At 66.7% G+C, this 26,309-nt stretch carries 24 protein-coding genes; 5 read left to right on the plus strand and 19 right to left on the minus strand.

Annotated elements, in window-relative coordinates:
* Positions 1 to 16: 16 nt before the first annotated feature.
* Genes J2W23_RS05220 through J2W23_RS05230 form a run of 3 tightly spaced genes read right to left on the minus strand, consistent with a single transcriptional unit; the run spans position 17 to position 3,785 of the window.
* Positions 17 to 808, minus strand: a complete 792-nt coding sequence (locus tag J2W23_RS05220; protein ID WP_176658772.1) for an FAD binding domain-containing protein — start codon at positions 806 to 808, stop codon at positions 17 to 19.
* Positions 809 to 835: 27 nt separating this feature from the next.
* Entirely contained in the window at positions 836 to 3,274 is a 2,439-nt protein-coding gene (locus J2W23_RS05225; RefSeq protein WP_307647899.1) for a xanthine dehydrogenase family protein molybdopterin-binding subunit, read from the minus strand.
* Between the two features lie 13 nt (positions 3,275 to 3,287).
* Positions 3,288 to 3,785, minus strand: coding sequence for a (2Fe-2S)-binding protein (locus J2W23_RS05230; protein ID WP_013540204.1), 498 nt, complete (start codon positions 3,783 to 3,785; stop codon positions 3,288 to 3,290).
* Positions 3,786 to 3,964: 179 nt separating this feature from the next.
* Here J2W23_RS05230 and J2W23_RS05235 point away from each other — a divergent pair, with 179 nt between their 5' ends.
* On the plus strand, positions 3,965 to 5,101 hold the full coding sequence (locus J2W23_RS05235; protein ID WP_307647900.1) for a helix-turn-helix domain-containing protein: 1,137 nt from the start codon (positions 3,965 to 3,967) through the stop codon (positions 5,099 to 5,101).
* Positions 5,102 to 5,210: 109 nt separating this feature from the next.
* Here J2W23_RS05235 and J2W23_RS05240 read toward each other — a convergent pair whose 3' ends face one another.
* The 10 genes from J2W23_RS05240 to J2W23_RS05285 all read right to left on the minus strand — a co-directional run bounded on the left by J2W23_RS05240 (position 5,211) and on the right by J2W23_RS05285 (position 14,563).
* The gene (locus tag J2W23_RS05240; protein WP_176658775.1) at positions 5,211 to 5,588 is read right to left on the minus strand and encodes a nuclear transport factor 2 family protein; all 378 of its coding nucleotides are present in this window, start codon (positions 5,586 to 5,588) and stop codon (positions 5,211 to 5,213) included.
* 92 nt (positions 5,589 to 5,680) lie between these two features.
* A complete protein-coding gene (locus J2W23_RS05245) occupies positions 5,681 to 6,052 on the minus strand; it encodes a DUF2845 domain-containing protein (RefSeq protein ID WP_307647901.1) in 372 nt (123 codons plus the stop codon).
* Between the two features lie 57 nt (positions 6,053 to 6,109).
* Positions 6,110 to 7,582 (minus strand): M81 family metallopeptidase, encoded by a 1,473-nt coding sequence (locus J2W23_RS05250; protein ID WP_307647902.1) that lies wholly within the window; start codon positions 7,580 to 7,582, stop codon positions 6,110 to 6,112.
* Positions 7,579 to 8,715: an ABC transporter substrate-binding protein gene (locus tag J2W23_RS05255; RefSeq protein ID WP_307647903.1), complete on the minus strand. Its 1,137-nt coding sequence runs from the start codon at positions 8,713 to 8,715 to the stop codon at positions 7,579 to 7,581. The genes J2W23_RS05250 and J2W23_RS05255 overlap by 4 nt, the downstream gene beginning before the upstream one ends.
* Positions 8,712 to 10,001 (minus strand): Zn-dependent hydrolase, encoded by a 1,290-nt coding sequence (locus J2W23_RS05260; protein ID WP_307647904.1) that lies wholly within the window; start codon positions 9,999 to 10,001, stop codon positions 8,712 to 8,714. The genes J2W23_RS05255 and J2W23_RS05260 overlap by 4 nt, the downstream gene beginning before the upstream one ends.
* 34 nt (positions 10,002 to 10,035) lie before the next feature.
* A complete protein-coding gene (locus J2W23_RS05265) occupies positions 10,036 to 10,743 on the minus strand; it encodes an ABC transporter ATP-binding protein (RefSeq protein WP_307647905.1) in 708 nt (235 codons plus the stop codon).
* Positions 10,740 to 11,510, minus strand: a complete 771-nt coding sequence (locus J2W23_RS05270; protein WP_176658781.1) for an ABC transporter ATP-binding protein — start codon at positions 11,508 to 11,510, stop codon at positions 10,740 to 10,742. Before J2W23_RS05270 ends, J2W23_RS05265 begins: the two co-directional genes overlap by 4 nt.
* On the minus strand, positions 11,507 to 12,466 hold the full coding sequence (locus J2W23_RS05275; RefSeq protein WP_176658782.1) for a branched-chain amino acid ABC transporter permease: 960 nt from the start codon (positions 12,464 to 12,466) through the stop codon (positions 11,507 to 11,509). Before J2W23_RS05275 ends, J2W23_RS05270 begins: the two co-directional genes overlap by 4 nt.
* A gap of 8 nt (positions 12,467 to 12,474) precedes the next feature.
* Positions 12,475 to 13,335 carry a branched-chain amino acid ABC transporter permease gene (locus J2W23_RS05280; RefSeq protein ID WP_206177980.1) on the minus strand — a complete coding sequence of 287 codons (861 nt, stop codon included), beginning with the start codon at positions 13,333 to 13,335 and terminating at the stop codon, positions 12,475 to 12,477.
* Positions 13,336 to 13,357: 22 nt separating this feature from the next.
* Entirely contained in the window at positions 13,358 to 14,563 is a 1,206-nt protein-coding gene (locus J2W23_RS05285) for an ABC transporter substrate-binding protein (RefSeq protein ID WP_307647906.1), read from the minus strand.
* A 263-nt stretch (positions 14,564 to 14,826) separates the two neighbouring features.
* On the opposite strand from J2W23_RS05285, the gene J2W23_RS05290 reads away from it, so the two are divergent.
* Complete coding sequence (locus tag J2W23_RS05290) at positions 14,827 to 15,591, plus strand: FadR/GntR family transcriptional regulator (RefSeq protein WP_176658785.1); 765 nt, start codon at positions 14,827 to 14,829, stop codon at positions 15,589 to 15,591.
* 4 nt (positions 15,592 to 15,595) lie between these two features.
* On the opposite strand, the gene J2W23_RS05295 is transcribed toward J2W23_RS05290, so the two are convergent.
* Positions 15,596 to 16,567 carry a LysR family transcriptional regulator gene (locus J2W23_RS05295; protein WP_307647907.1) on the minus strand — a complete coding sequence of 324 codons (972 nt, stop codon included), beginning with the start codon at positions 16,565 to 16,567 and terminating at the stop codon, positions 15,596 to 15,598.
* 108 nt (positions 16,568 to 16,675) lie between these two features.
* On the opposite strand from J2W23_RS05295, the gene J2W23_RS05300 reads away from it, so the two are divergent.
* A complete protein-coding gene (locus J2W23_RS05300; RefSeq protein ID WP_307647908.1) occupies positions 16,676 to 18,031 on the plus strand; it encodes an aspartate aminotransferase family protein in 1,356 nt (451 codons plus the stop codon).
* Between the two features lie 125 nt (positions 18,032 to 18,156).
* The gene (locus J2W23_RS05305; RefSeq protein WP_307647909.1) at positions 18,157 to 19,674 is read left to right on the plus strand and encodes a CoA-acylating methylmalonate-semialdehyde dehydrogenase; all 1,518 of its coding nucleotides are present in this window, start codon (positions 18,157 to 18,159) and stop codon (positions 19,672 to 19,674) included.
* Positions 19,675 to 19,689: 15 nt separating this feature from the next.
* On the opposite strand, the gene J2W23_RS05310 is transcribed toward J2W23_RS05305, so the two are convergent.
* Genes J2W23_RS05310 through J2W23_RS05330 form a run of 5 tightly spaced genes read right to left on the minus strand, consistent with a single transcriptional unit; the run spans position 19,690 to position 25,095 of the window.
* Positions 19,690 to 21,078: an FAD-dependent oxidoreductase gene (locus J2W23_RS05310; RefSeq protein ID WP_307647910.1), complete on the minus strand. Its 1,389-nt coding sequence runs from the start codon at positions 21,076 to 21,078 to the stop codon at positions 19,690 to 19,692.
* Between the two features lie 9 nt (positions 21,079 to 21,087).
* Positions 21,088 to 21,657 carry a phosphonate degradation HD-domain oxygenase gene (locus J2W23_RS05315; RefSeq protein ID WP_307647911.1) on the minus strand — a complete coding sequence of 190 codons (570 nt, stop codon included), beginning with the start codon at positions 21,655 to 21,657 and terminating at the stop codon, positions 21,088 to 21,090.
* Between the two features lie 2 nt (positions 21,658 to 21,659).
* A complete protein-coding gene (gene phnY, locus J2W23_RS05320; protein ID WP_307647912.1) occupies positions 21,660 to 23,108 on the minus strand; it encodes a phosphonoacetaldehyde dehydrogenase in 1,449 nt (482 codons plus the stop codon).
* 30 nt (positions 23,109 to 23,138) lie between these two features.
* The gene (phnA, locus tag J2W23_RS05325; RefSeq protein ID WP_307647913.1) at positions 23,139 to 24,365 is read right to left on the minus strand and encodes a phosphonoacetate hydrolase; all 1,227 of its coding nucleotides are present in this window, start codon (positions 24,363 to 24,365) and stop codon (positions 23,139 to 23,141) included.
* 1 nt (position 24,366) lies between these two features.
* Positions 24,367 to 25,095 carry a phosphonate utilization associated transcriptional regulator gene (locus J2W23_RS05330; protein WP_176658793.1) on the minus strand — a complete coding sequence of 243 codons (729 nt, stop codon included), beginning with the start codon at positions 25,093 to 25,095 and terminating at the stop codon, positions 24,367 to 24,369.
* A 159-nt stretch (positions 25,096 to 25,254) separates the two neighbouring features.
* Here J2W23_RS05330 and J2W23_RS05335 point away from each other — a divergent pair, with 159 nt between their 5' ends.
* Positions 25,255 to 26,292 (plus strand): putative 2-aminoethylphosphonate ABC transporter substrate-binding protein, encoded by a 1,038-nt coding sequence (locus J2W23_RS05335; RefSeq protein ID WP_373423877.1) that lies wholly within the window; start codon positions 25,255 to 25,257, stop codon positions 26,290 to 26,292.
* Positions 26,293 to 26,309: the final 17 nt, after the last annotated feature.

Raw genomic sequence — 26,309 nt, forward strand, 5'->3', positions numbered from 1 at the left:
TGGGCGGCTTGCTGCTTCAGCCCAGTGCCTTGGTCACGGCGCGTTGCGTGAGCACGCTGATCAGGTTCGCACGATAGGCGGCCGACGCATGCAGGTCGCTGTTCAGCTCGCTCGCATCGATCTTCACGGCTGCGGCTGCTGCCGCGGTGAAGCTCTTGTTGAGCGCATCTTCGAGCCCCGCATGGCGGAACACGCCGTTGCCCGCGCCGGTGACCGCCACCCGCACGCCGCTGTCGTACTGCGCGAGGAAGATGCCGACGAGCGGGAAATTGGAGGCCTTCTGGCGCAGTTTCTCGTACACAGCGCGCTTGGGGATCGGAAAGCGGATCGCGGTGATCAGCTCGTCCTCTTCCAGCGCCGTGGTGAAGAGGCCGAGGAAAAAATCGTCGGCCGCGATCTCGCGCTTCGAGGTGATGACCGTGGCGCCGGAGCCCAGCACGGCGCTCGGATAGCAGGCCGCCGGATCGTTGTTGGCCACCGAGCCGCCGATGGTGCCCATTGCGCGCACCTGCCGGTCGCCGATGCGCGAGGCCAGGTCGGCCAGCGCCGGGTAGGCGGCTTTCACGTCGGCGTTGTTCGCCACGTCGAGGTGGCGCGACATCGCACCGATGGTGATCGTGCCGCCGTCCTTCTTGATGCCGGTGAGTTCCTTGATGCCGCCCAGGTCCACCAGTTGCTCGGGCGCGGAGAGCCTGAGCTTCATGGAGGCAAGGAGCGTCTGGCCGCCGGCGAGCGGCTTGGCGCCTCCGGCAATGAGTTTGGCCGCATCGGCCACGGTGGCTGGCCGTTCGAGTGTGAAGGCGTACATGGGGTGTGATTCCTTCTGTGTTGTTGTTCAGGGAGCGGGACGGCCTTGGGTGCTGGCGGCGAGCGAGGGCGCTTGCGCGTCCTGCGGCGTGCCGCCCTTCTGCATGGCTTCCCACACGCGGCTGGGCGAGGCAGGCATGTCGAAGTCCTTGACGCCCAGCGGCGCCAGCGCATCGAGCACGGCGTTGATCACGGCCGGCGGCGAGCCGATGGCCCCCGCCTCGCCGCAGCCCTTGGTGCCCAGCGGGTTGTGCGTGCACGGGGTGCACACGGTGTCGAGCTTGAACTGCGGAAAGTCGCCGGCGCGGGGCATGGCGTAGTCCATGAAGCTGCCGGTGAGCAGCTGGCCGGTCTCGTTGTCGTAGACGCAGTTCTCCAGCAACGCCTGGCCGATGCCCTGCACCAGCCCGCCGTGCACCTGGCCCTCCACGATCATCGGATTGATGATGGTGCCGAAGTCGTCCACCGCGGTGAAGCGGTCGACCTTGACTTCGCCGGTCTGCCTGTCGATCTCGACCTCGCAGATGTAGGTGCCGCCCGGGAAGGTGAAGTTGGTCGGATCGTAGAAGGCGGTTTCGTTCAAGCCCGGCTCCAGCTTGTCGAGCGGGTAGTTGTGCGGCACGTAGGCCGTGAGCGCCACCTGGCCGAATGGGATCTTCTTGTCGGTGCCCTTGACGGTGAACTCGCCGTTGGCGAACTCGATGTCGGCATCGCTCGCCTCCATCAGGTGCGCCGCGATCTTCTTGGCCTTGGTCTCGATCTTGTCGAGTGCCTTCATGATGGCCGCCCCGCCCACCGAGATCGAACGCGAACCGTAGGTGCCCATGCCGAAGGGCACGCGGCCGGTGTCGCCGTGCACCACGTCGACGTTGTCGACCGGAATACCCAGCCGCGCCGCGACGACCTGCGCGAAGGTGGTTTCATGCCCCTGGCCATGGCTGTGCGAGCCGGTGAACACCGTCACGCTGCCGGTCGGGTGCACGCGGATCTCGCCGCATTCGAACAAGCCGGCCCGTGCGCCGAGCGCACCCGCGATGTTCGATGGCGCGATGCCGCAGGCCTCGATGTAGCTGGAGTAGCCAATGCCGCGCAGCTTGCCCTTGGCCTCGGTCGCCGACTTGCGCTGCGCATAGCCTTCGACATCTGCCAGCACCCGCGCCTTGTCCATGCACGCATGGAAATCGCCGGTGTCGTACTGCAGCGCCACGGGCGTCTGGTAGGGGAAGGTGGTGATGAAGTTGCGCTTGCGGATCTCGTCCTGGCCCAGGTTCATTTCCCAGGCGCAGCGCGACACCAGGCGCTCCAGCAGGTAGGTGGCCTCGGGCCGCCCCGCGCCGCGGTAGGCATCGACCGGCGAGGTGTTGGTGAACCAGGCATCGACCTCCACGTAGATCTGCGGCGTCGTGTACTGGCCCGCGAGCAGCGTGGCGTAGAGGATGGTCGGCACCGCGGTCGAGAAGGTCGAGAGGTACGCGCCGAGGTTGGCATCGGTGTGCACGCGCATCGCGAGGAACTTGCCGTCCTTGTCCATCGCCATTTCGGCGTGGCTCACGTGGTCGCGGCCATGCGCATCGGACAGGAAGCACTCCGAGCGCTCCGCCGTCCACTTGATGTTGCGGTTGAGCTGCTTGGCGGCCCAGGTGAGGCACACGTCTTCGGCGTACAGGAAGATCTTGGAGCCGAAGCCGCCGCCCACATCGGGCGCGATCACGCGCACCTTGTGCTCGGGCAGGCCCAGCACGAAGGCCGTCATGAGGAGGCGCTCGACGTGCGGGTTCTGGTTCGACACGTAGAGCGTGTAGTCGTCGGTGCCGCGGCTGTAGCTGCCGATGGCCACGCGCGGCTCGATCGGATTGGGAATCAGCCGGTTGTTGACGAGGTCGAGCTTGGTGACGTGCGCGGCGGTGGTGAACACCGCATCGACCGCCGCCTTGTCGCCCAGCGCCCACTTGTAGCACTGGTTGTCGGGCGCCTCGTCGTGCAGCGTGGTGCTGCCGGTCTTCTTCGCGGCATCGGCCACGCTCACGAGCGCGGGAAGCACCTCGTAGTCGACCACCACGGCTTCGGCGGCGTTCTTGGCCTGCTCGACCGTCTCGGCCACCACCATGGCCACGTGGTCGCCCACGTAGCGCACCTTCTTGATCGCGAGGATCGGGTGCATCGGCTCTTTCATCGGGGTGCCGTCGGGGTTGTTGATGAGCCAGCCGCAAGGCAGCCCGCCCATCTTTCCCTCGATGTCCTTGCCGCTGAAGATGCCGACCACGCCGGGCATCTTGAGCGCCTCGGCGATGTCGATCGACTTGATGAGCGCATGGGCGTGCGGCGAGCGCACGAAGACCGCATGGCTCTGGTTGGCCAGCGTGATGTCGTCGGTGTAGTTGCCGGCGCCGGTCAGGAAGCGGTAGTCTTCCTTGCGCCGGAGGGCCTCACCGATATGGGGCAGGTTCGAGAAGTCGGAAGCACCCATGATGTTGCTCCCTTCACGCGGTGGCGGTGGTCTTGACCGGAGTGCCCGAGGCCATCGCCTCGCCGCCCATCTTCACGGCCTTCACGATGTTCTGGTAGCCGGTGCAGCGGCACAGGTTGCCGTCGAGCAGCTCGCGAATTTCCGATTCGCTCGACTTGGGGTGGTGGGTGCACAGGTCGATGGCGCTCATGACCATGCCCGGCGTGCAGAAACCGCACTGCAGGCCATGGCACTCCTTGAAGGCCGCCTGCATGGGGTGCATGGTGCCGTCGGCCTCGGCAATGCCCTCGATGGTGGTGATGTCGGCACCTGCGGCCTGGGCGACCAGCACGTTGCACGACTTGATGGCCCGGCCGTTGACGTGGACGGTGCAGGCACCGCACTGGGCGGTGTCGCAGCCGACGTGGGTTCCGGTGAGGTGAAGGTGCTCGCGGATCGCGTGCACAAGGAAGGTGTTTGGCGGTGCGTCGACCGTGACTGCTCGGCCGTTGACCTTGAAAGCTACCTGCATGTGGCTGTCTCCGTGAAAGGTGATGGCTGGTTCAGCGAAAGGCATCTTGGATGCCCACCTTTCGCACTATCCTAGGCAAAACCCTTGGCACTTGCGCAGTGCCCGCGAAATTCTCAAAATGAAACAGCTTGCCCCCCGGTGAGCCAGGAAAAACCGCCCCCACGGCGCGAACCCACACGATGAATGCCTCTATCGTTTCGCCTCCTCCCGAGCGTTCCCTGGCCATTGCCCAAGCTCGGCGCGAACTGCTCCACGGCGATGCGCCGCACGCCCGAAGCGCCGTGCGCATCGATCCCTGGATCACCCGTTCATGGCAGCGCTGCATCGAGGCCGGACGCCACCCGCAGCAGCGGGTGAGCTTCGATCCGGTCAGCCGGTCGGCCAGCCGCGAGGCGACCGAGCGCAACCGGGCCCTGGTCACGGCCGCCCGGCCGGTGATCGAACGCCTCTCCCGCGCCATTGCCGACACCCGTTATTTCGCGATCCTGACCGACGCCGAGGGCATCGTGATCGACGTGGGCGCGCTGCCCGACGGCACCGACACCGCCAGCCGCTATGCGCGGGACATCGGCCGGATCGGGGTCGATCTTTCCGAACGCGCGATCGGCACCTCGGCCATCAGCACCGCGCTGGCCGAGCAGGAATCTGTGTGGCTGCACCGCGGCGAGCACTTTTTCGACGACACCAGCGTCTACACCTGCGCCGGCGCGCCGCTCTTCGGCCCCCGGGGCGACTGCATCGGCATGCTCGACCTGAGCGGCGTGCAGACGGTGGAGCGGCCCGAGCTGCGGCACCTGGCCACCCTCTCGGCGCGCAGCATCGAGAACATGCTGGTCATGCAGGACCCCTGCGAGCTGCTGCTGCACCTGGCCTGGCCCGGCCACCCGGGCAACGAGGCCACCGAGGGCCTGGTCTGCATCGACGCGAGCGGCAACGTCACCGGCGCCAACGCCGCCGCGCGGCAGATGCTGCACCAGCCCCTGGCGCGCGGCCAGCACGCCCTGCATTTCAACGACCTGTTCGCGCTCCCGCTGCACATGATGTTCGACGCTGCCCGTCGCGGCGACGCGGCGCTCGAGGTGCCGCTGTGGTCGGGCCTGCGGGTGCAGGTGCGGCCCCAGCGCGGCGGCAGCGGTGCGGGTGGGGCAGCGCCCGATGCGCGGCCACGGCTGCGCGATGTGGAAACCGCGCTGATCCGCAAGGCGGTGGCCGATGCGCGGGGCAATGTGGCGGAGGCCGCGCGCGCGTTGGGCATCAGCCGGGCGACGGTCTATCGCAAGCTCTGGCGCGGCCGGCCTGCCGGCGCCCCTGACTGAAGGCAAGGAACACCGCGGAACCGGCTTTGCCGGGCCGTTGGTGTTGCCCCCGGCGAGGGGGAAGGAGAAGCGACACGAAGTGCGCGAAGCCTGGGGGAGAGCCCATTTCTCAGGCGCCGACCGGCACCTTGTCCAGAAACCCCGTCACCGACTGCAGCTTGCCAGCGTCGAGCTTCGCGAAGTCGGTGCCCTGGATCAGGTCTTCGGCGCCGCTCGGGCCCAGCGTCCATGAAAAGCGCAGGTTGTCGCCATGCGCCTCGGCCTTGCCGAACAGGTTGAACCGAAAGCCCGGATAGCGCTGATGCACCGCGCCGACCAGCGCGCTGATCTGCTCGCGCCCGCTGGCTTGCGCGATCGGGTCGACGTAGTGCGCATCGGCGGTCCAGCCGGCTTCGATCAGCGCGGCGCGGCGCGCGGCGTCGGTTTCATTCCAGACGGCGATGTAGCGTTGGGCGATCGTGGCGGCGTCGTGTGCGGCGGTGTTCATGATGACCATTCCTTTTCGAGGGTTCGACCCGCAACATCGCGGGGTGAAGGAATGGTCGCGCCGCGCCCGTCAGGCGTCGATGACGTGGGAGGTCATGGAATGCGGCTGCCGTAGCGGATGCTCGCGAGCGCGCCGTCCCGGAACAGCAGCATCGTCTCGAACTGTCCCGAGCCGGGACGGTAGGTCCACTCCTCGGCCTGGTCGCAGCGGTTGTTGTTGACGATCACGGTCTGGCCGCCGGGCGTGGCCGACGACGGCGGGTTCACGATCACCTCGGGCTTGTTGCCATCGGGCTTGGCGCAGAAGCTGTCCTTGAACACCGGCTCGCCGCACTTCTGCAGGATGGTGAACTTGGAGTCGCCCCTCTGCGCGAAGTCGCGGTTGCAGTTCAGGGTCTGCGCCTCGGCCGGCGCGATGGACGCAAGGGCCAGCCATGCGGCGGGAATCAGGAGGGATCGCTTCACGTGAATTTCCTTTTTTCAGGGAAGCGATGGTAGTGAGATTTCCCCCTGATTTCCCTCTCAGATCGCGTCGAGCGGAAAGACTGGACGGCGTACTTTGCCGAACGGGAACAGGCTGTAATCCGAACTGGTGACACCGGGGCTGTCGCACTCCACCAGCGCGGCAGAGAGCGGCTCGAACACCGGCCGGCAGTACATGCGCGATTTGAGAAGAAGAAAGCGTTCATTGCGCGGATCGAGCCCCGCGCATTCGAAAACGCCGATGTCCCACGGCTCCTGCGTGCGCTCGGTCACCACGATGCGCGCCGCGCCGATGTCGAACAGCACCGTGCGGCCCATGCTGCTGCGCTGGCCGGTATAGGTGGGGCCGGTGATCACATACTCGCCGTTGCCGATCTTGCGCACGATGCCGGTCAACCGCACGGGCGTCTTCTGGAGGCCGATGCCTTCGAGCGACACTTTGTTGCCGAGCGCGACGGTGACCTCGGCGCCCTCGCCCGCCGCGATCAGCGCGGCCACCGCCTCGGGGTCGCACAGCGGGCCGACACCGATACCGTGCAGGCCCTGTGCGAGCGCTTCCTGCAGCACGTCCATCGTGTCGCAGCTGCCGCCCGACATGCAGTTGTCGCCATGGTCGAGCAGCAGCACCGGGCGCGTGGCGCCCTCGGCGATGAGCTTGGCGCGCGCGACCGATTCGGCCAGCGGCTCGCTGCGGTAGATGAAGGCTTCGCGCTCCGCCCACATCTGAGCAGCGATGCGATCGGCCGTGGCCTGCGCGCGCTCGGGCGACTGTGCATCGACCACCACCACGCTCATGCACGGCGCCTCGATGTCCGACAGCGAGAAGCCCGCGAAGATCGAGACCGCGAGCGATTCCGACTTCTCGGCGTCGCGCGCCGCGTCGATGGCGCGCTGCATCGCACCGGTGAACGAGGCGCTGCGCAGCGTGTGCGCCATCAGCGGCAGCGAATGCCAGCGCAGCGCGGGCTTGCTGCGTCCCGCGAGCAGGTCGAACAGCAGGCGGCCGGCGTGCTCGCCGGTCTCGTACATGTCGATATGCGGATAGGTCTTGAAGCCGACGATCACGTCCGCATTGCCGACCATCGCGGGCGTCACGTTGGCATGCAGGTCGAGCGCCACGCCGATGGGCACGCCCGGCGCCGCGGCGCGCAGCCGCACCAGCAGGTCGCCCTCTCCGTCGACGCTGTTCTCGGCCACCATCGCGCCATGCAGGTCGAGCAGGATGGCATCGCAGCCCGGCGCCGCATCGACGATGCACTGCGTGAGCATCGTGTAGGCCTCGGCATCGACCGGCCCGCTCGGGTTGGCCGAGGCCGACACCGGCGTGACCAGCGTCGCACCCGCCCGCTCGGCCAGCTCGATGAAGGCCGACATCGCGGTGCGCATGCCCTTGTTGTCCCTGTAGGCCTCGTCGCCGAAGGTCGGGCCGTCGGGCCCGAAGGCTGCGAGCGGCGTGGGCACGGGGGAGAAGGTGTTGGTCTCGTGGTTGAGACGCGCGATCAGTACTTTCATTGGGCAAACTTTCCGGCGCTTCCCAGCATCGTGATGTCGCCGAAGCTGGAGCCGTTGCGGTTGTCGGGGCGGAACGCGACCTGGAAGCCGTTCAGGTTCATGGGCGGCGAGTTCTCGATGCTGCGTCGCAGCGATTCGGTAGTGATCGGCCCCTTCACGCGCTGCAGCGATTCCGCGAAGGCCTTGGCCGTGATGTAGCCCTCCAGCCCCAGGTAGGAGCCTTCGCCTTCGCTGCCCGCGGCCTTTCGCGCGCGCTGGTATTCGTCCACGATGGGAAAGCGCGTCTTCCAGAACGGCGGCATCACCTGCGACAGCACGATGCCGCGGCTCTTGTCGCCGAGTTCCTTGTAGAGAAGGAACGAACTCACCACCGAGTTCGTGTAGATCTGCGGATGAACGGGTGCTGCCACCAGCGAGCGGATGATGTTGATGGCCGGCGTACCCGCCGCGATGACGTAGACCGCCTGCGCCCCGCTCGCGATGACCTGCTGCGCGATGGCGGGATGGTCTTTTTCCTTCGGGTCGAAGCGCAGCGACAGCAGGGCCGGCTGCTTGTTCTTCTCGAGCGCGGCCACCGCGTCCTTCTCGATGCCCTTGCCATACGCGTCGTCGCTGGCAACGATCGCGATGCGCGTCACGCCGATGGTCGCCAGGTGGTTCATCACACGCGAGACTTCGTCGGCGTACGACTCCCGCACGTGGTAGATCGGCACCTTCGGCCCGCGCAGCACCGCCGCGCCGGTCAGCCCGCCGAAGATGAAGCTGTCGTACTTCGCCGCCACCGGCGCCATGGCCGCGCCGATGCCGGTGCCCATGGTTCCGAACAGGCAGACCACGCGGTCGGTGGCGAGCAGCTTCTCGGCATTGGCTGCCGCCTTCTCGGGGAGGTAGGCGTCGTCGTAGGTGATCATCTTGACGGGCCGCCCGCCGATGCCGCCCGCCTTGTTCAACTGGTCGAAGAACAGCGTCTGGCCGTCCATGAACGCAAGGCTGTTCGGCGTGAACGGGCCGGTGAGCACCGCAGACTGGCCGACCAGGATCGGCTCTCCGGCCGCCAGGGCAGCCGTCGATGCCGCGACCATTCCCATCACCAGGAAGCAGTGAAGGCCGATGCGGCGAAGCGCCGCCTTCATGCGGCCACTCCCGCCACGCCCGCGCTCTGCAACATCGCCTGAAGCAGCACGTTGCAGCCGGCCTCGAGATGGGCAGGTTCGGCGTCTTCGATCTCGTTGTGGCTGATGCCGTCCAGGCAAGGCACGAAGATCATCGCCGTGGGGCACACGCGGGCGAGGTACACCGCATCGTGTCCGGCGCCGCTGATCACGTTCATCCAGGTCAGGCCCTGCGCCTCTGCCGCGTCGCGCACGGCAGACACAAGCTGGGGCGTGAAAGGCTGGGGCGGGAAGTACACGACCTGCTCCACCGTCGCCTCCACCTTGCCGGCGCTGGCGAGGCGCTGCACAGCCTCTTTCAGCGCCGCGTCCATGGCCGACAGCACCGTGTCGTCCGCCGCGCGCAGGTCCACGCTGAGCTTGACCCGGCCCGGGATGACGTTGCGCGAATTCGGGTAGTTGTCGATCCAGCCGACCGTGCCGCGCGCATGCGGTGCGTGCGCGAGCGCGATGCGGTTGACCTCGATCACGAGCTCGGCGGCGGCGAGCAGCGCGTCCTTGCGCAGTTCCATCGGCGTGGGGCCGGCATGCGCCTCCATGCCCTGCACCACCACGTCGTACCAGCGCTGGCCGAGCGCGCCTTCGACCACGCCGATCACGCGCTCGTTGGCTTCGAGCACCGGGCCCTGCTCGATGTGCGCCTCGAAGTACGCGCCCACGGGCGATGCGGCCGCCGAGGCGGGTACCTTGCCCGCGTAGCCGATGGCATCGAGCGCCTCCGCCACGCTCACACCCTCGGTGTCGCGCTGCGCGAGCGCGTGTTCCAGCGTGAAGGCATCGACGAACACGCCCGAGCCCATCATCACCGGCACGAAGCGCGAGCCTTCTTCGTTGGTCCACACCGCCACTTCGAGCGGCGCTTCGGTGACGACCTTCGCATCGTTGAGCGCGCGGATCACTTCCAGCCCCGCGAGCACGCCGTAGTTGCCGTCGAACTTGCCGCCCGTGGGCTGCGTGTCGATGTGGCTGCCGGTGGTGACGGGCGGCAGCGCGTTGTTGCGGCCGGCGCGGCGCGCAAAGATGTTGCCGATGGCGTCCACGCGCACTTCGCAGCCCGCTTCGCGCGCCCAGCGCGTGAAGAGGTCGCGGCCCTGGCGGTCGAGGTCGGTCAGCGCGAGGCGGCACACGCCGCCCTTCTCGGTGGCGCCGACCTGGGCCAGCTGCATCAGCGAGTCCCAGAGGCGCTGGCCGTCGATGCGGAGGGCGCGCACATCGGGTGCGGAAGAAGTTTCGTTGGTTGTTGTCATGGTTCTGCGAATGAGGTCTGGAAGACGGGCGGGTTCAGGCGAGACCGACGCCGAGGTAGCGGTCTTTCACTTCGTGGTCGGCCATGAAGGCGGCGTTGCCGGCCTGGTGCACGATCACGCCCTGCTCCACGATGTAGTGGCGGTCTGCAAGCTGCACGCACACTTCGAGGTTCTGCTCGACCAGCAGGATGGCGACGCCCGCGGCCTTGATGGTTTTCAGCTGCGCAACGATTTCCTCGACGATCACCGGCGCAAGGCCTTCGACGGGCTCGTCCAGGATCAAGAGGCGCGGATGGTTCATCAGCGCGCGGCCGATGGCCAGCATCTGCTGCTCGCCGCCCGAGAGCTGGCCGCCGCCGTTGCGGCGCCGCTCCTTCAGGCGCGGAAAGATGCGGTAGATGTCGGCCAGTTGCCAGGGCGAATCGCGGCGCTGGCCGAGCAGCAGGTTTTCTTCGACCGTCAGCAGCTTGAAGATGCCGCGGTGCTCGGGCACGAGGCACACACCGCGCGTGGCGATGCGATGCGGCGGCAGACCAGCGATGTCTGCGCCTTGAAAGCGCACGCGCCCTTTCGTCGGCGTGACGGCACCGGCAATGCTCTTGAGCGTGGTCGACTTGCCCGCGCCGTTGCGGCCCAGCAGCGTGACGAGCTCGGCTTCGCCCACGGTCATCGACACGCCCTGCAGCACATGGCTCTTGCCGTAGTGCGCGTGCAGCGCTTCGACCTCGAGGATATTGCTCATGCCTTGCCCCCGGTGATCATGTTGCCGAGGTAGGCCGAGCGCACGCGCGCGTCGGAGCGGATGTCGCCCGGCAGCCCTTCGGCCAGCACGCGGCCCAGCTGCATCACGGTCACGGTGTCGGAAATGTCCATCACGATGTTCATGTTGTGTTCGATCAGCACCACCGTGTGCGCATCGCGCAGGCTGCGGATGAGGTGCTTCATCTCGTCCAGGTCGTCGATGCCCATGCCCGAGGTCGGCTCGTCGAGAAAGATCGCCTTCGGCTTCGCTGCAAGCGCCATGCCCACTTCGAGCCGCCGCTGCTGGCCGTGCGAGAGCACGCTGGCGGGCGTGTCGGCCAGCCGTTGGAGGCCGATGCGCGCGAGCACTTCGGCCACCGTCTCGGCGCAGGCCCGTTCGCCGACCGGTGCGCGCCAGCAGTTCATGGCCTGTCGCGGTGCGACGCCCTGCGCCGCGACGCGCAGGTTCTCGCGCACTGAGAGGCTGGGGAACAGGCTGGTGACCTGGAACGAGCGCGCCATGCCGCGCTGCACGCGCTTGTGGTCGGGTTCGTGCGTCACGTCGTGGCCATCGAACAGGATGCGCCCGCCCGTGGTGGTGCCGGTGCCCGTGAGCATGTGGAACAGCGTGGTCTTGCCGGCGCCGTTCGGGCCGATCACCGAGTGCACGGTGTTGGGCTTGATCTTCAGGTCCACGCCGCCGAGCGCGGCGAACTTGCCGTAGTGCTTGGTGACGCCGATGGCTTCGATGAGGACGGGCTGCGTCATGCTTTTTCTCCCTGCACTTCAGTGGCGGCGGGGACGGAAGGTGTCTTTCGGAACACGCGCCGCCACACGGCCTCGCCCAGGCCCCAGAGGCCGCGCTGCATGCCGATGCTCACGCCGATCAGAAGAAGCCCCAGCAACAGCAGCCATCGCGGCCACAGCGTGGAGAGCCAGTCGGCCAACAGCACGTAGAAAGCCGAGCCCAGCACCGAGGCAAAGAGATTGCCGGTGCCGCCGATCACGGTGATGACCAGGATCATTTCGCTCGTGTGGTACTCGGCGTTCGACAGCGGCGCGATGCCGGTCATCATGGCGTGCAGCCCGCCAGCGAGGCCGGTGACGGCGCCCGAGATCACGAAGGCCAGCAGCTTGAAGCGCTTGAGGTTGTAGCCCACCGCGGCCGCGCGGTCCTCGTTGTCGCGAATCGCGAGCAGCGTGCGGCCGAAGATCGAATCGGTCACGCGCAGCAGCAGGCCGAACGCGATGAGGAACATCACGGCGACGAAGGCGTAGTACTTCCAGGGCGTGTCCATGAACGCGGGGCGCGGCACGTCGAGCAGGCCGTTGTCGCCACCCGTGAGGCCCGACGCGGTGTACGCCACGAAATAGAACATCTGCGCGAAGGCCAGCGTGAGCATCACGAAGTAGGTGCCGCGTTGGCGGATGGCGACCCAGCCGACCACCGCCGCGCCGACAGCACCCATGGCAATGGCGGCCAGCAGCGCGAGCGGCATTGGCAGTTGCAGGCGCGTGAGCAGGATCGCGATGGTGTAGCTGCCGAGGCCGAAGAAGATGCCCTGCCCGAACGACAAGAGCCCCGTGTAGCCCAGCAGCAGGTTGCAGCCCAGCGCGGCGAGCGCGTAGATCAGCACCTCGCTTGCAAGCGAGCCCGAGCGCATGAACAGCGGCAGCGCCAGCGTGACGATCAGCGCCAGGAGGAAAGTGATTTTTCTTGGCATGGCGTGGTTCATCCTCTGCGGCCGAGCAGGCCATGCGGGCGCAGCAGCAGCACTGCACCCATCGCGATGTAGATCATCAGGCTCGCCCCCGGCGGCCAGATGGTGCTCATGAGGCTCTGCACGATGCCGATCAGCACGCCGCCGACGAGCGCGCCGCCGAAGCTGCCGAGCCCGCCGATCACCACCACCACGAAGGCGACGCCGAGCGCCTCGACGCCCATGAAAGGTTCCGCCCCCCGTATCGGCGCGGCCAGCACGCCGGCCAGCGCCGCGGTGGCCGCACCGAGCGCGAACACCAGGCTGAACACGCGGAACACGTTGATGCCGAGCAGCGACACCATCTCGGTCGATTCGCTCCCCGCACGCACCGCGCTGCCCAGGCGCGTGCCTTCGAGCACCCACCACAGGAGCACCGCGAGCACGGCGGTGAAGCCGATCACGAAGAGCCGGTACTTGGGATAGACGAAGTCGCCCCACATCACCACGCCCTGCAGCAGGTCGGGCGTGGGCACGCTGTTGCCCAGCGGCCCCCAGAACACGATGACGATCTCCTGCACCGCAAGCGCGAGGCCCACGGTCACGAGGATGTGGAACTCGTGCGGCTTGGCGTACACGCGGCGCAGCAGCAGCTTCTCGGCGAGCCAGCCGAGCGCGCCGACGAACAGCGGCACCAGCACCAGCGCAGCCCAGAAGTTGAGGCCCCACTGCATCGCCTGGAAGCACAGGTAGGCGCCCAGCAGGTAGAAGGCGCCGTGCGCGAAGTTCACGAATCGCAGCAGGCCGAACACGATGGACAAGCCAACGGCCAGCAGGAAATACAGCATGCCGATGCCGATTCCGTTGATGGTCTGGAGGAGATAGACGGTCATGGGCTCGTTGGCGTCCGTTGCGTCAGGCCAGCTTGCAGCCGGTCTTGTCGATGGGGAGGAACGACTTGCCGGAGCTCACGACATCGACGTAGTCCGCCGCATCCTTCATCTTCGACTTCGCCTTGCCCTTGAGCAGGTAGTAGTCCTTGATGACCTGGTGGTCGGCCTTGCGGATTTCTTCCGTGCCCGTGAGCCCGTCGAACTTCATGCCCTCGAGCGCGGCGATGACGGCCTTCTGGTCGACCGAGCCCGCCTTGACGATGCCGTCGATCAGGATCTTGGTGCAGATGTACGAGCCCGCGAGGCTGTAGTTGGGCACGATCTTGAGCTTGTCGGCCGTGCGCTTGACCAGGTCCTTGTTGAGCGTGGTGTCGGCCGTGTGCCAGTACTGCGCGCCGAAGTAGACGCCGTCGCACAGGTCCGCGCCCAGCTCGTCGAACTGCTCCAAGCCCGAGGCCCAGGCCATGAGGATCGTCATGTTCTTGTGCATGCCGAAGCTCACCGCCTGGCGCAGCGCGGCGGACGACTGCGCGCCGAAGTTCAGCAGCAGCAGCACGTCGGGCTTGGCGGCCATGGCGTTGGTGAGGTAGCCGCTGAACTCCTTCTCGTTGAGCGAGTGGTAGCTGTTGCCCACGTGCTCGATGCCCTTCTCCTGGAAGATGTTCTTGGCTGCGCTCAACAGGCCGTCGCCGAACACGTACTGCGGCGTGATGGTGTACCAGCGCTTGGCCTTCGGCATCGAGGCGATCAGCGGGCGCACCGTCTGCTCGATGGCGCCGAAGGTGGGCACCGACCAGCGGAAGGTGGCGGGGTTGCAGTCCTTGCCCGTGATCTCGTCGGCGCCGGCGGTGGTGATGAAAAGGCCGCCGGCCTTCTCGGCTTCCTTGCCCATGGCGAGCGCTTCGGACGACAGGATGCCGCCCGCGAAGAACTTGGCGCCCTGCTGCTGCGAGGCTTCCTGCACCTTGCGCACGGCGGTGGCGGGCTTGCCTTCGGTGTCGAGCACCGTATAGGCCAGCGGGCGCTTGAGCACGCTGCCGTACTGCTCGATTGCCAGCTTCATGCCCAGGTCGGCGAACTTGCCGTTGGCCGCGAAGGCGCCCGACATCGGGACCGGGCAGCCGAAGCGGATGGCGTCCGCCGATTGCGCGAAGACCGAGCGGCTCGCCAGAAGCGAAGCCGGGGCGGCCGACAGGGCGGCCAGCTGAAGAAGGTGTCTGCGTTGCATGGAAGTTCTCCGGTCGTGGTGATGTGGAAGTAAGTGAAACGGGTGCCTGCGAATGCCGGCGAATTTAAGCGGATAAATAGGATTAATATGTTGGTAAAAACCCGCTAGCAATCACCGTGCCAAAATCCGGCGCAGGCTCCGAGGTCCAATACCTGCATACAGGCCGACATCTACTTTTTCCATCGCTCCGAACGCATGAATTCGCCTCCATCTGATCGTGAAATGAACCCCAAGGCGGCGTGGTTGCCGCATGGAGCGTTTCAATGAAAGTGGGAGAAAACCGCCCGAAGCGGCAAAAGCTCTCGGATGTCATCGTCGAAGACATCAAGCGATGGATCGTGGCCGAGCGAAAGCAGCCCGGCGACCGCCTGCCGAACGAGAAAGAGCTGATCGAGCTCTTCGGCTATTCGAAGAGCACGGTGCGCGAGGCGCTGAAGGCGCTGGAGGTGCGCGGGCTCATCTCGATCCGCACCGGCCCCGGCGGCGGCGCGTATCTGCAGCAGGTGTCGGTGGACCATGCCTCGGAGCCGCTGCGCAACTTCCTGCACTTCCACCATCTGGACGGGCACCACATCTACCAGTTGCGCAAGGTCCTGGAGCCCGAGCTGGCGGTGAGCGTGGTCGGCAAGCTGACACCCCAGCAGTTCGAGCGGCTCGAAGAAAACGTGCGTCTCTGCACCATCGAACCCACCAATGAAGACGAGCTTCGCGCACAGCGCGAGGCCGAGCTGGCGTTTCACACGATGCTGGCGGAGAGCTGCCCCAATCCGGTGCTCTCATTCATGTGCCGCTTCCTCAACGATCTGCTGCGCGACCTCGTGGTCTACAAGAAGGCGCTGGACCATCACCACTTCGGCGAGGCCAACGTCGACTATCACACGCAGTTGCTGGCGGCCTACCGCAAGGAAGATGCGCAGGAAGTGCGCCGGCTGATGGCCGAGCACATGGTCGATGCGGAGGTGCACATGCACGAGATGGAGGCGCACATCGGCGCCAAGCATCTGTTGCTGCCGAGCGGGCAGCGGTAGCCGACTAACGCGCGTGCGCCTTCTCCAGGCACGCCTGAAACGCCAGCACCGCCCGTGACGGCTTCGGCGACCGCCGCAACAGGCTCACGAACCGGCACGCATAGTTGAACCGCGCCGGCAGCACCGCCTTCATGAGCCCGCGCTGCTCGAACACCTGCGCGTAGTGGTCGGGCAGAAAACCCAGGAAGCGCCCCGAGAGGATCAGCGTGGCGATTGCCTCCTGGTCGAAGCCCGTCGCCTTGCGCGACAGCCTTGCGCGATGGCTCAGCTCCATGTTCGGCGAGTGATAGCCAAGCCCCGCGAAATGGTGCTCGCCCAGCTTCGACCATGTGAGCTTCGCGTGCGGGCTGTCGAACAGCGGATGGCCCTTGCCGCAGTACAGCAGCATCGTCTCGTCGAACAGGTCGGCGTACACGAGGCTTTTGGAGCTGCGATGCGCCGGGATGATGCCGATCTGGAAGTTGCCCTCCAGCACGCCCTGCTCGATCGCATTGATCGACCCCACGTGCACCGCCAGGCTCACCTCCGGCGCAATTTCGGTGAAACGCGCGATGGCCTCGCCGATGCGCGCCTTCGGGTTGGTCGCGGTCTTGTCGAACAGCGCCACTTCCAACTGCCCGCCCATGCGGTTGTGGATGTCGTCGATGCTGCCGCGGAAAGCGTCGACCGAGGCCAGCAGCCGCAAGGTCTCGTCGTACACGCGCTGCCCCTCGGCCGTGAGCGCGAAGCCTGCCCGTCCGCGCCGGCAGAGCACGAGGCCCAGCCGCGTCTCCAGGTCCTTCACATGCCGGCTCACGGTCGACGTGCCGATGTTCAGTTCCAGCTCGGCCGCCGCCATGCCGCCGCAATCGACCACGCTCTTGAACACCTTGAGCAGGCGCAGGTCCATGTCGCTGATCTGCCCCAGAACGGCGCGGTTCCGGGTGCCTTGGGCACTGTTTTGGGAAGCTTCCTGGACCTTGGCCTTTACTTGCATGGATCGTCAAGTGAACATTGATATTGCGCCATTCTCCACACTGAAGGCTCTGCGAACAATCGGGTACATCCCATCACCCCCGGAGCCCGCCTGAGCGCGGGAAGCGCCATGACCCTCGCAACGCCCGCCATCGAACCGACGCCCACCGCGCGCACCGACGCCGCCTGGCTCGAAGCGCACTGGATGCCCTACACCGGCAACCGCAACTTCAAGGCCGATCCGCGGATCATCGTGGAGGCCAAGGGCGCCTACTTCACGGACAACGACGGCCGCAAGATCTTCGACGGCCTCTCGGGCCTCTGGTGCTCGGGCCTGGGCCACGGCCGCCCCGAGATCACCGAGGCGGTGAGCCGCCAGATCGCCAAGCTCGACTACTCGCCCGCCTTCCAGTTCGGTCACCCGCTCTCGTTCGAACTCGCCAACAAGATCAAGGAACTGACGCCCGCGGGCCTCGATTACGTGTTCTTCACCGGCTCGGGCTCCGAGGCGGCCGACACCTCGCTCAAGATGGCGCGCGCCTACTGGCGCACCAAGGGCCAGGCGAGCAAGACGCGCCTGATCGGCCGCGAGAAGGGCTACCACGGCGTCAACTACGGCGGCATCTCGGTGGGCGGCATCGCGGCCAACCGCAAGCTCTTCGGCCAGGGCGTCGAGGCCGACCACCTGCCGCACACGCAGCTCGCATCGAACGCCTTCACCCGCGGCATGGCCGAGCATGGCGCCGAGCTGGCCGACCGCCTGCTCGACCTGATCGCGCTGCACGACGCCTCGAACATCGCGGCCGTGATCGTCGAGCCCTTCGCGGGCTCGGCCGGCGTGGTGATCCCGCCCAAGGGCTACCTCAAGCGCCTGCGCGACATCTGCACCGCGAACAACATCCTCCTGATCTTCGACGAGGTCATCACCGGCTTCGGCCGCTGCGGCGCGCTCACCGGCGCGGAAGCCTTCGGCGTGACGCCCGACATCATGAACATCGCCAAGCAGGTGACCAACGGCGCGCAGCCGATGGGCGCAGTGGTCGCGAGCAAGGAGATCTACGACACCTTCATGGCGGCCGGCGGCCCGGACTACATGCTCGAGTTCCCGCACGGCTACACCTACGGCGCGCACCCGGTGGCCTGCGCCGCGGGCATCGCCGCGCTCGACGTGCTGCAGAAGGAAGACATGATCGGTCGCGTACAGACGCTGGCCCCGCACTTCGAGAACGCGGTGCACAGCCTCAAGGGCAGCAAGCACGTCACCGACATCCGCAACTACGGCCTCGCCGCGGGCCTGACCATCGCCGCGCTGCCGGGCGAACCCGCACGCCGCCCCTACGAGATCGCGATGAACTGCTGGAGGAAGGGCTTCTACGTGCGCTACGGCGGCGACACGATCCAGCTCGCACCGCCCTTCATCGCCGAAAAGGCCGAGATCGACCGCATGGTCAACGCCCTGGCCGACGCCCTCGCAGAAACCAACTGAAGAAGCAGAGCCCCCCGGCTTTTCACTCGCTTCGCTCCGTGTAATTCGCCCCCCCCCGAGGGGGAGGCGCGGGCCGCCTTGGGAGCGGCCCGGCGGCGCCCGCAACCCTTTACGAGACTCCAACCATGCAACACGACAAGAACGTCACTACCACCATCGGCCACTTCATCGACGGCAAGCGCGTCGATGGCGGCACCCGCGTCCAGCCGGTGTTCGACCCGGCCACCGGCTTCTCGGACAAGAGCGTGGCGCTCGCCGACAAGCTCACGGTCGAGCAGGCCATCGCCTCGGCGCAGGCGGCCTTTCCGGCCTGGCGCAACACGCCGCCGCTCAAGCGCGCGCGCGTGATGAGCAAGCTCAAGACGCTGCTCGAAGCCAATGCCGACCGCATCGCCGCGCTGATCACCGCCGAGCACGGCAAGGTGCTGTCGGACGCGCACGGCGAGCTGCAGCGCGGCATCGAGAACGTCGAGTACGCGAGCTACGCGCCCGAACTTCTCAAGGGCGAGCACAGCAAGAACGTCGGTCCGGCCATCGACTCGTGGAGCGAGTTCCAGGCGATGGGCGTCACCGCCGGCATCACGCCGTTCAACTTCCCGGTGATGGTGCCGCTGTGGATGTGGCCGATGGCCGTGGCCTGCGGCAACACCTTCGTGCTGAAGCCTTCGGAGCGCACGCCCTCCTCCACGCTGCTGGTGGCCGAACTCGCGCTCGAAGCGGGCCTGCCGCCGGGTGTGCTGAACGTGGTGAACGGCGACAAGGAGGCCGTCGACACGCTCCTGACCGATCCACGCGTCAAGGCCGTGAGCTTCGTCGGCTCCACCGCCATCGCCGAATACATCTACACCACCGGCTGCGCGCACGGCAAGCGCGTGCAGGCCCTGGGCGGCGCGAAGAACTTCGCGGTCGTCATGCCCGACGCCGACATCGGCAACGCCGTGAGCGCGCTGATGGGCGCGGCCTACGGCTCATGCGGCGAGCGCTGCATGGCGATTCCGCTGGTCGTGGCCATCGGCGACGACACGGGCGATGCGGTGGTCGCTGGCCTTGCCGCCGAGATCGCCAAGATGAAGGTCGGCCCTGGCAACGACAACGGCAACGACATGGGCCCGCTGGTCACCAAGCCGCATTTCGAGAAGGTCAAGGCTTTCGTCGATGCAGGCGTGGCGGCAGGCGCCAGGCTCGTGGTCGACGGCCGCGGCGTGAAGGTCGAAGGCCACGACGGCGGCTACTACCTCGGCCCGTGCCTCTTCGACGGCGTGAAGCCCGGCATGACCATCTACCAGGAAGAAATCTTCGGCCCGGTGCTGGGCGTGGTGCGCGTGAAGACGCTCGCCGAAGCCATGGCGATGATCGATGCCCACGAGTACGGCAACGGCACCTGCCTTTTCACCCGCGACGGCGAGGCCGCGCGCTGGTTCAGCGACAACATCCAGGTCGGCATGGTCGGCATCAACGTGCCGCTGCCGGTGCCCGTGGCCTACCACTCGTTCGGCGGCTGGAAGCGCTCGCTCTTCGGCGACCTGCACGCCTACGGTCCGGATGCCGTGCGCTTCTATACGAAGCGCAAGACCATCACGCAGCGCTGGCCCTCGGCCGGCGTGCGCGAAGGCGCGGTGTTCGCGTTTCCGTCGAACCGTTGATGCGGTAGCCGCCGGTCAGGCCTTGTCGGCCTTGCCTGCGGCGTTGGCCAGTTTGCTGAGCATGCGGTCCACCAGCCACGGCTGGCGGTTGCTGTCTTCCGCAAGTTCCTTCCGGCGGATCGCGTTGCGCACGACGATCGAGCCCGCATAGCGCATCGGCTCCGGCGGAAAGTGGCCGAGCGGGCCGTTCGTGAGCGGACTGCGCGTCCACGCGTTGTCCTCGCCGAGCACCATCGACGAGAGAATCTGCCCGCCCATGTAGGTGGGCCCGACGCCGTTGCCCGAGTAGCCGAAGCCGTAGCAGATGTGCGGCGCGCCATCGAGCTTGCCGAAGAACGGAAAGCCGGTCACCGAGCGGTCCGACGGGCCATTCCAGCTCGCGGTGATCGGCGTCTCGCGCAATGCCGGGAAGAAGGAATGCAGGGCCTGCGTGAGCTCGGCTTCGTACGGCGAGCGCTCGTCGAACACCTTGGCCATGCGGCCTCCCCAGGCGAAGGTGTTGCCGCCCTTGCCCAGCATGATGCGGCCGTCGACCGTGCTGCGGTAGTAGTAGACGAAGGTGCGCGAGTCGAGCACCGACACGCCATCGGCCAGGCCGATCTGCCGCAGCAGCTCGGGGCACCGCTCGGTGATGATCATGTCGCTCGACACGATGGCGATGGTGCGCTCGAACTGCGCAAACCTGCTCGCCATCCATGCGTTCATCGCAAGCACCAGCTTCTTCGCTCGCACACTGCCCGCGGGCGTGCGCACGACCACCGGATGGTCGGTGCTGAAGTCGAGCATCGGCGTGCGCTCATGAATGCGGATGCCCATGGCCATCGCCACGCGCCGCAGGCCTCGCACCAGCTTGCCCGGATGCACGGTGGCGGCAATGGGCGAATACACGCCCGCCAGGTTGCGCGCCGAGCCCGAGCGCCGCGCCACTTCTTCCGGAGGCAGCGTGCGGTAGGAATGGATGCCGCGCGCTTCCAGCGCACGCATCACCGGATCGAGCGTGCCGATCTGCGCCTGCGAGGTCGCAGTGTAGAGCGTGCCATCCTGCCGCAGTTCGGCGTCGATGCCGTGCGCAGCGCAGAAGTCCGCGATGTGTTGCACCGCCGCCTCGGATGCTTTCACAAGGCGCACTGCCTCGTGCTCTCCGAACAGTCGGCGCAGCGTAAGGAACTTGGCCGACCACGTCAGCAGGCAGCCGCCGTTGCGGCCACTCGCACCGGCGCCGCAGAGGTCGCTCTCGAGAATGACGATGTCGAGCGTAGGCGCCTTCAGCTTGGCCTGAATGGCCGTCCACAAGCCGGTGAAGCCTCCGCCGACGATGCAGACATCGGCGCTGTGTTCGCCTTGCAATGCAGGGGCCAGGTCGCCGTCGTTGAAGAGCGCCTGTTCGATCCAGAAGGGGCGCATCCGTGTGCCTTAAACGCTGAGGGCCTGCCGATGCTCGGCAGCGCTGATTTCGAGGTGGCGCACGAAGTGCGCAAGATCGGGCATGTCCGCATCGGCCAGCTTGGCCGTGTCGTCCCACTGCCGCAGGCGGACTGCATCCATCGCATAAGGCAGGGCCTCGAATGCTTTCGCCTGCGCCTCGTCGAACACACCGCCCTGCAATTGCAGGCTGCGCTTCGAATCGGGCGACAGCGCCTCCAGGTAGCCGGGCACGCGCGCACACAGGAAGCGCTTGGCATCCACATGCAGGCGAATCGGCTCCAGCGTGGCCGGACCGAACAGCGCACGAAGAAACGGCAGGCAGCGGTACTGGTGCAGGTCGTCGAGCCCCTGCTGCGTCGGCGTGCCGCCGAAGTCGTGCAGCAGGTGGCCCAGGTCGTGCAGCAGCGAGGCGGCGATCAGCGCGCTGTCCGCGCCCTCCCGCTCGGCCAGGTGCGCCGACTGCAGGGCGTGCGCCAGCTGCGTGACGGGCTCGCCGTCGTACTGCGCATGGCCCTTGGTTTCGAAGAGGCCGACGATATCGGGAATGCTCAGGCTCATGGTTACCAGGGCAGCGAATAGGTCTTGGTGTTGGTGAAGCTCTTCATCGCCTCGAGCACACCTTCCTTGTAGCCCAGGCCCGAGTCCTTGATGCCGCCGAAGGGCGTGAGCTCCAGCCGGTAGCCCGGCACCTCGCGCACGTTGACGCTGCCCACGTTCAGCTCGCGGATGAAACGCGTGATGTAGTCCAGCCGGTTGGTGCAGACCGCCGACGAGAGGCCATAGGCCGTGCCGTTGGAGATGCGGATCGCCTCGTCGATGTTCTTGAAGCGGATCACCGGCGACACGGGCCCGAAGGTCTCGTGCTTGGCCACCGTCATTTCCGGATCGACGTGGTCGAGCACCGTCGGCGAATAGAGCGCACCGCGGCGCTCGTTGCCGCAGCGCAGCTTCGCGCCGGCGGCAATGGCTTCGTTGACGACGGCCTCGAACTGCTTGGCGGCGGCCTCGTCGATGACGGTGCCCATGTCGGTGTCGGGGTCCATCGGGTCGCCGTACTTCAGGGCGCGGGTCTTGGCGACCAGCAGTTCGACGAACTGGTCGGCCACCGACTCGTGCACCAGCATGCGCTTGACTGCCGTGCAGCGCTGGCCCGAATTCTTGTACGAACCGTTGGCGGCGAGCGTGGCGGCCTCCTCCACGTCGGCGTCTTCCATCACGATGATCGGGTCGTTGCCGCCCAGCTCCAGGATCTGGCGCTTGTAGACGGCCTTGCCCGCGATGTACTTGCCGATGGGCACGCCGCCGGTGAAGGTGACGAGGTCGACGTCGGCGTTGGTGAGCAGTTCGTCGGCGATTTCCTTCGGGTCGCCGGTGAGCACCGACAGCATCTGCGGCGGCAGGCCCGCTTCGTACAGGATGTCGGCCAGGAGGAACGCCGTGAGCGGTGTCTTCTCGCTGGGCTTCAGGACGATGCGGTTGTTGGTCGCAATGGCCGGTGCCACCTTGTGGATCACCTGGTTCAGCGGATGGTTGAACGGCGTGATGGCGGTGATGGCGCCCAGCAAGGGCTCTCGCATCGTGTAGACCTTGCGGCTCTTGCCGTGGTGCGTGAGGTCGCACGAGAACACCTGGCCGTCGTCCACCAGCGCCTGGTTGGCGGCGAACAGCAACACGTCGGACGCGCGGCCCACTTCGTACAGCGAGTCCTTGCGCGAGAGACCTGATTCGAGCGTGATGGTGCGCGACATCTCGTCCAGCCGCGAGGCAATGATCTCGCCCGCGCGCATCAGGATCTTGTAGCGCTCGTAGCGGGTGAGCGTCGGCTTGTAGTCGCGTGCGATGCGCAGCGCATTGCGCACGTCGTCCAGCGTGGCCTTGGGCACGGTGGCGATCACCTCGCCGGTGTAGGGATAGGTGACCTCGATCGTGCGGTCGCGGTGGACGCGTTCACCGGCGATACGCAGGGCCTCGCGGTGGATGGTGCCTGGCTTCAGGATGACTTGGCTCATGGGTACTTGCTCCGGAAGGCGTTTCGTTCGTTACTGGGCGTGGTTCAGCGCGATGTCGAGCGCATCGAAGTTGCGCAGCCGCCGGTTGGCGGCAATGCCCGTCACCGGACGGTTGCAGATGAGCGGCACGCGCTGCTCCGATACGCCGCCGTGCGAGCGCAGCGGTACTTCGAGCGCCGACAGGTCGTGGCGGCTCGCCGCGGTGCCGATGACGGTGTTGCGCTCGCTCACCACCACGATGTCGCCGATGCGATCGGGCGGCAGCTCGAAACGCTGCGCGGCGTCCTTTCGCGAGAGCACGAGCTCCATGCCCGGCACGCGCTGGATGCGATCGATCCAGCCGGGCACGCGCGCCTCGTCGGGTGCGTACACGGTCGCGAACGAACCGAGGGCGCCGTGGTGCACCACATACGGGTCGGTGATCGGCAGGATCACGCGGGCCACGCCGGCGCCGTACCACTCGTCCAGCACGTCCTGCAGGTAGATGACGTTGGGCGAGCCGTCGGCGCCGTGCTTGTCGTTCATGCCGTGGTCGGCCGTGACCACGATGGTGGCGCCCAGCGCATCGAGCTGCGCGAGGTAGCCGTCCATCATTGCGTAGAAGGCATTGGCGGCCGGGCTGCCCGGTGCGGCCTTGTGCTGCACGTAGTCGGTGGTCGAGAGATACATGAGGTCAGGGCGGCGCGATTCCATCAGCTTCACGCCCGAGGCGAACACGAACTCCGACAGCTCCGCGCTGTAGACCGAGGGCACCGGCATGCCGACCATGCCGAGCACGTCGTCGATGCCGTTTTCCTCCATCGTCACCTGGTCCGACTTCTCCGACGAGAAGCAGATGCCCTTCATGCGATGGCCCAGGAGCTTGCGCAGCTTGTCCTTGGCCGTGACCACCGCCACCTTGGCGCCCGCATCGGCGAAGGCGGCCAGCACGGTGCCGGCGCGCAGGTACTTGGGGTCGTTCATCATCACTTCCTGGCCCAGCTCGCGGTCGAAGAAGTAGTTGCCGCAGATGCCATGCACCGCGGGCGGCACGCCGGTCACGATCGACAGGTTGTTCGGGTTGGTGAACGAGGGCACCACGCAATCGCCCAGCAGGTTGGCGCCCGACTTGATCATGCGATCGAAGTACGGGGCCACGCCGGCCGCGATGGCCGCATCGAGGTAGGCCGGCTCGCTGCCGTCCACGCACACGACCACGACAGGGCGCGCCATCCAGCGATAGCTACGGGCATTGACTTCGAGTGTCTCCGGTGTCATTTCAGACTTCCTTCTGGGGTGGGTTGTTCGATGCCGCGGCCGCGTCGGAATCGGCGCGGCCGAAGGCCTTGTGCATGCGCGAGCGGCTGCCCGCGACGTGTTCGCGCAGCGCGCGCCCCGCCGTCTCGGGGTTGCCGCTCGCAATGGCCTCGACGATGTGGCTGTGCTCGTCGGCCGAGACCTTGAGGCCCCCGCCGCTGTCGAGCGCGCGCATTCTGAAAAGGTGCAGTTCCTTCACGAGGCGCTTGTAGGTCTCGGTGAGCTTCTTGCTGCCCGCGGTGTCGAGCAGGATCTCGTGGAACTGCAGGTTGAGTTGCGCGTATTGCTCCACGTCCTGCGCCTGGGCGGCCGAGCGCATCGCATCGACCATGGCGCGCAGCCGCTCGATGGCGTCGGGCGCGATGGCCAGCGCCACGCGGCGGCCGATGATTTCTTCCAGCGCCTCGCGCAGTTCGTAGATTTCGTCGGCCTCCTCGAAGGCGATTTCGCGCACGAAGACGCCGCGGTTCTTTTCATTGCGCACGAGGCCGGCTTCTTCGAGGGCGCGCAGCGCCTCGCGAATCGGGCCGCGGCTGGTGTTGAAGCGCTGCGAGAGCTCGCTCTCGTTGATGCGGCTGCCCACGGGGAGCTCGCCGGTCATGATCAAACGCTCGATTTCCTCCTGCATCAGCATCGGCAGCGAGCTGGATTGGAGGAACGCGAGGGCGGCGGAGTGATTGCTGGTGACCATGGGGCGTATTTTCCCGAAGAATTGAAAACTGTCAACAATCTTTTATTGACAGTCGCCAATCGCCAATCTACATTGCGTTCACCGGACCTTGGCACGCCACGCGCCGGAGCCCGCCACTCACTCACCCCGGTGATCAGCAAGCCCTCTCAGGAGAAACAGATGACGATGAAACAAAGCACGCGCCGTCTCACGGCCGCCCTGTGTGTTGCGGCGCTCGGCCTCATGGCCGGCGCGGCGTGGGCGCAGAAGACCCCGCTCCTGGTCTACACGGCGCTCGAGACCGACGCCATGAAGCTCTACAAGGACGCCTTCGAGAAGGCCAATCCCGACATCGAAGTGAAGTGGGTGCGCGACTCCACCGGCATCGTCACCGCCAAGCTGCTCGCCGAAAAAGCCAACCCGCAGGCCGACGTGGTGGCGGGCCTCGCCGCCAGCAGCCTCGCGCTGCTGCAGCAGGAAGGCATGCTCCTGCCGTACGAGCCCAAGGGCTTCAAGGAGCTGAACCCCGCGTACTCCGACAGCGCCCGCCCACCCGCCTGGGTCGGCATGGACGTGTGGGCCGCGACCATCTGCTTCAACCGCGTCGAGGCGCAGAAGCTGGGCCTGCCCAAGCCCGAAAGCTGGAAGGACCTGGCCAAGCCCGTCTACAAGGGCACGATTTCGATGCCGCACCCGGCCTCCAGCGGCACCGGCTACCTGGACGTGTCTTCGTGGCTGCAGAACATGGGCGATGCCGAAGGCTGGAAGTACATGGACGCGCTGCACCAGAACATCGCGCAGTACGTGCATTCGGGCTCCAAGCCCTGCAAGCAGGCGGGTGCGGGCGAGTTCCCGATCGGCATCTCCTTCGAGTTCCGCGCGCACCAGGTCAAGAAGTCGGGCGCGCCGGTCGACCTGATCTTTCCGAAGGAGGGCCTGGGCTGGGACATCGAGGCCACCAGCCTCATGAAGACCAGCACGAAGCTGGAGCAAGGCAAGCGCTTCGCCGACTGGATGGCCAGCAAGGAAGCCAACCAGATCAGCGCGCGCTGGTGGGCCGTGGTCGCCTACCCCGGTGTCGTGTCGAAGCTCGAAGGCATTCCCGAGAACTACGAGAAGCTGCTGGCCAAGAACGACATCAACTGGGCCGCGAAGAACCGCGAACGCATCCTGGCCGAGTGGAGCAAGCGCTACGAAGGCAAGGCCGAACCGAAATAAGGCTTGCCCCCAGGCTG

This window comes from Variovorax boronicumulans, from assembly GCF_030812215.1.
Taxonomy (GTDB): Bacteria; Pseudomonadota; Gammaproteobacteria; order Burkholderiales; family Burkholderiaceae_C; genus Variovorax; species Variovorax boronicumulans_C.

What these genes read in the sequence shown, in the direction of transcription:
- J2W23_RS05260 (WP_307647904.1), bottom strand. Translation starts at nt 10,001, where the DNA reads ATGACAACAACCAACGAAACTTCTTCCGCACCCGATGTGCGCGCCCTC.
- J2W23_RS05235 (WP_307647900.1), top strand. Translation starts at nt 3,965, where the DNA reads ATGAATGCCTCTATCGTTTCGCCTCCTCCCGAGCGTTCCCTGGCCATT.
- J2W23_RS05250 (WP_307647902.1), bottom strand. Translation starts at nt 7,582, where the DNA reads ATGAAAGTACTGATCGCGCGTCTCAACCACGAGACCAACACCTTCTCC.
- J2W23_RS05290 (WP_176658785.1), top strand. Translation starts at nt 14,827, where the DNA reads ATGAAAGTGGGAGAAAACCGCCCGAAGCGGCAAAAGCTCTCGGATGTC.
- J2W23_RS05305 (WP_307647909.1), top strand. Translation starts at nt 18,157, where the DNA reads ATGCAACACGACAAGAACGTCACTACCACCATCGGCCACTTCATCGAC.
- J2W23_RS05280 (WP_206177980.1), bottom strand. Translation starts at nt 13,335, where the DNA reads ATGACCGTCTATCTCCTCCAGACCATCAACGGAATCGGCATCGGCATG.
- phnY (WP_307647912.1), bottom strand. Translation starts at nt 23,108, where the DNA reads ATGAGCCAAGTCATCCTGAAGCCAGGCACCATCCACCGCGAGGCCCTG.
- J2W23_RS05330 (WP_176658793.1), bottom strand. Translation starts at nt 25,095, where the DNA reads ATGGTCACCAGCAATCACTCCGCCGCCCTCGCGTTCCTCCAATCCAGC.
- J2W23_RS05265 (WP_307647905.1), bottom strand. Translation starts at nt 10,743, where the DNA reads ATGAGCAATATCCTCGAGGTCGAAGCGCTGCACGCGCACTACGGCAAG.
- J2W23_RS05300 (WP_307647908.1), top strand. Translation starts at nt 16,676, where the DNA reads ATGACCCTCGCAACGCCCGCCATCGAACCGACGCCCACCGCGCGCACC.
- J2W23_RS05225 (WP_307647899.1), bottom strand. Translation starts at nt 3,274, where the DNA reads ATGGGTGCTTCCGACTTCTCGAACCTGCCCCATATCGGTGAGGCCCTC.
- J2W23_RS05315 (WP_307647911.1), bottom strand. Translation starts at nt 21,657, where the DNA reads ATGAGCCTGAGCATTCCCGATATCGTCGGCCTCTTCGAAACCAAGGGC.
- J2W23_RS05295 (WP_307647907.1), bottom strand. Translation starts at nt 16,567, where the DNA reads ATGCAAGTAAAGGCCAAGGTCCAGGAAGCTTCCCAAAACAGTGCCCAA.
- J2W23_RS05220 (WP_176658772.1), bottom strand. Translation starts at nt 808, where the DNA reads ATGTACGCCTTCACACTCGAACGGCCAGCCACCGTGGCCGATGCGGCC.
- J2W23_RS05255 (WP_307647903.1), bottom strand. Translation starts at nt 8,715, where the DNA reads ATGAAGGCGGCGCTTCGCCGCATCGGCCTTCACTGCTTCCTGGTGATG.
- J2W23_RS05335 (WP_373423877.1), top strand. Translation starts at nt 25,255, where the DNA reads ATGACGATGAAACAAAGCACGCGCCGTCTCACGGCCGCCCTGTGTGTT.
- J2W23_RS05230 (WP_013540204.1), bottom strand. Translation starts at nt 3,785, where the DNA reads ATGCAGGTAGCTTTCAAGGTCAACGGCCGAGCAGTCACGGTCGACGCA.
- J2W23_RS05270 (WP_176658781.1), bottom strand. Translation starts at nt 11,510, where the DNA reads ATGACGCAGCCCGTCCTCATCGAAGCCATCGGCGTCACCAAGCACTAC.
- J2W23_RS05275 (WP_176658782.1), bottom strand. Translation starts at nt 12,466, where the DNA reads ATGCCAAGAAAAATCACTTTCCTCCTGGCGCTGATCGTCACGCTGGCG.
- J2W23_RS05310 (WP_307647910.1), bottom strand. Translation starts at nt 21,078, where the DNA reads ATGCGCCCCTTCTGGATCGAACAGGCGCTCTTCAACGACGGCGACCTG.
- J2W23_RS05285 (WP_307647906.1), bottom strand. Translation starts at nt 14,563, where the DNA reads ATGCAACGCAGACACCTTCTTCAGCTGGCCGCCCTGTCGGCCGCCCCG.
- J2W23_RS05240 (WP_176658775.1), bottom strand. Translation starts at nt 5,588, where the DNA reads ATGAACACCGCCGCACACGACGCCGCCACGATCGCCCAACGCTACATC.
- phnA (WP_307647913.1), bottom strand. Translation starts at nt 24,365, where the DNA reads ATGACACCGGAGACACTCGAAGTCAATGCCCGTAGCTATCGCTGGATG.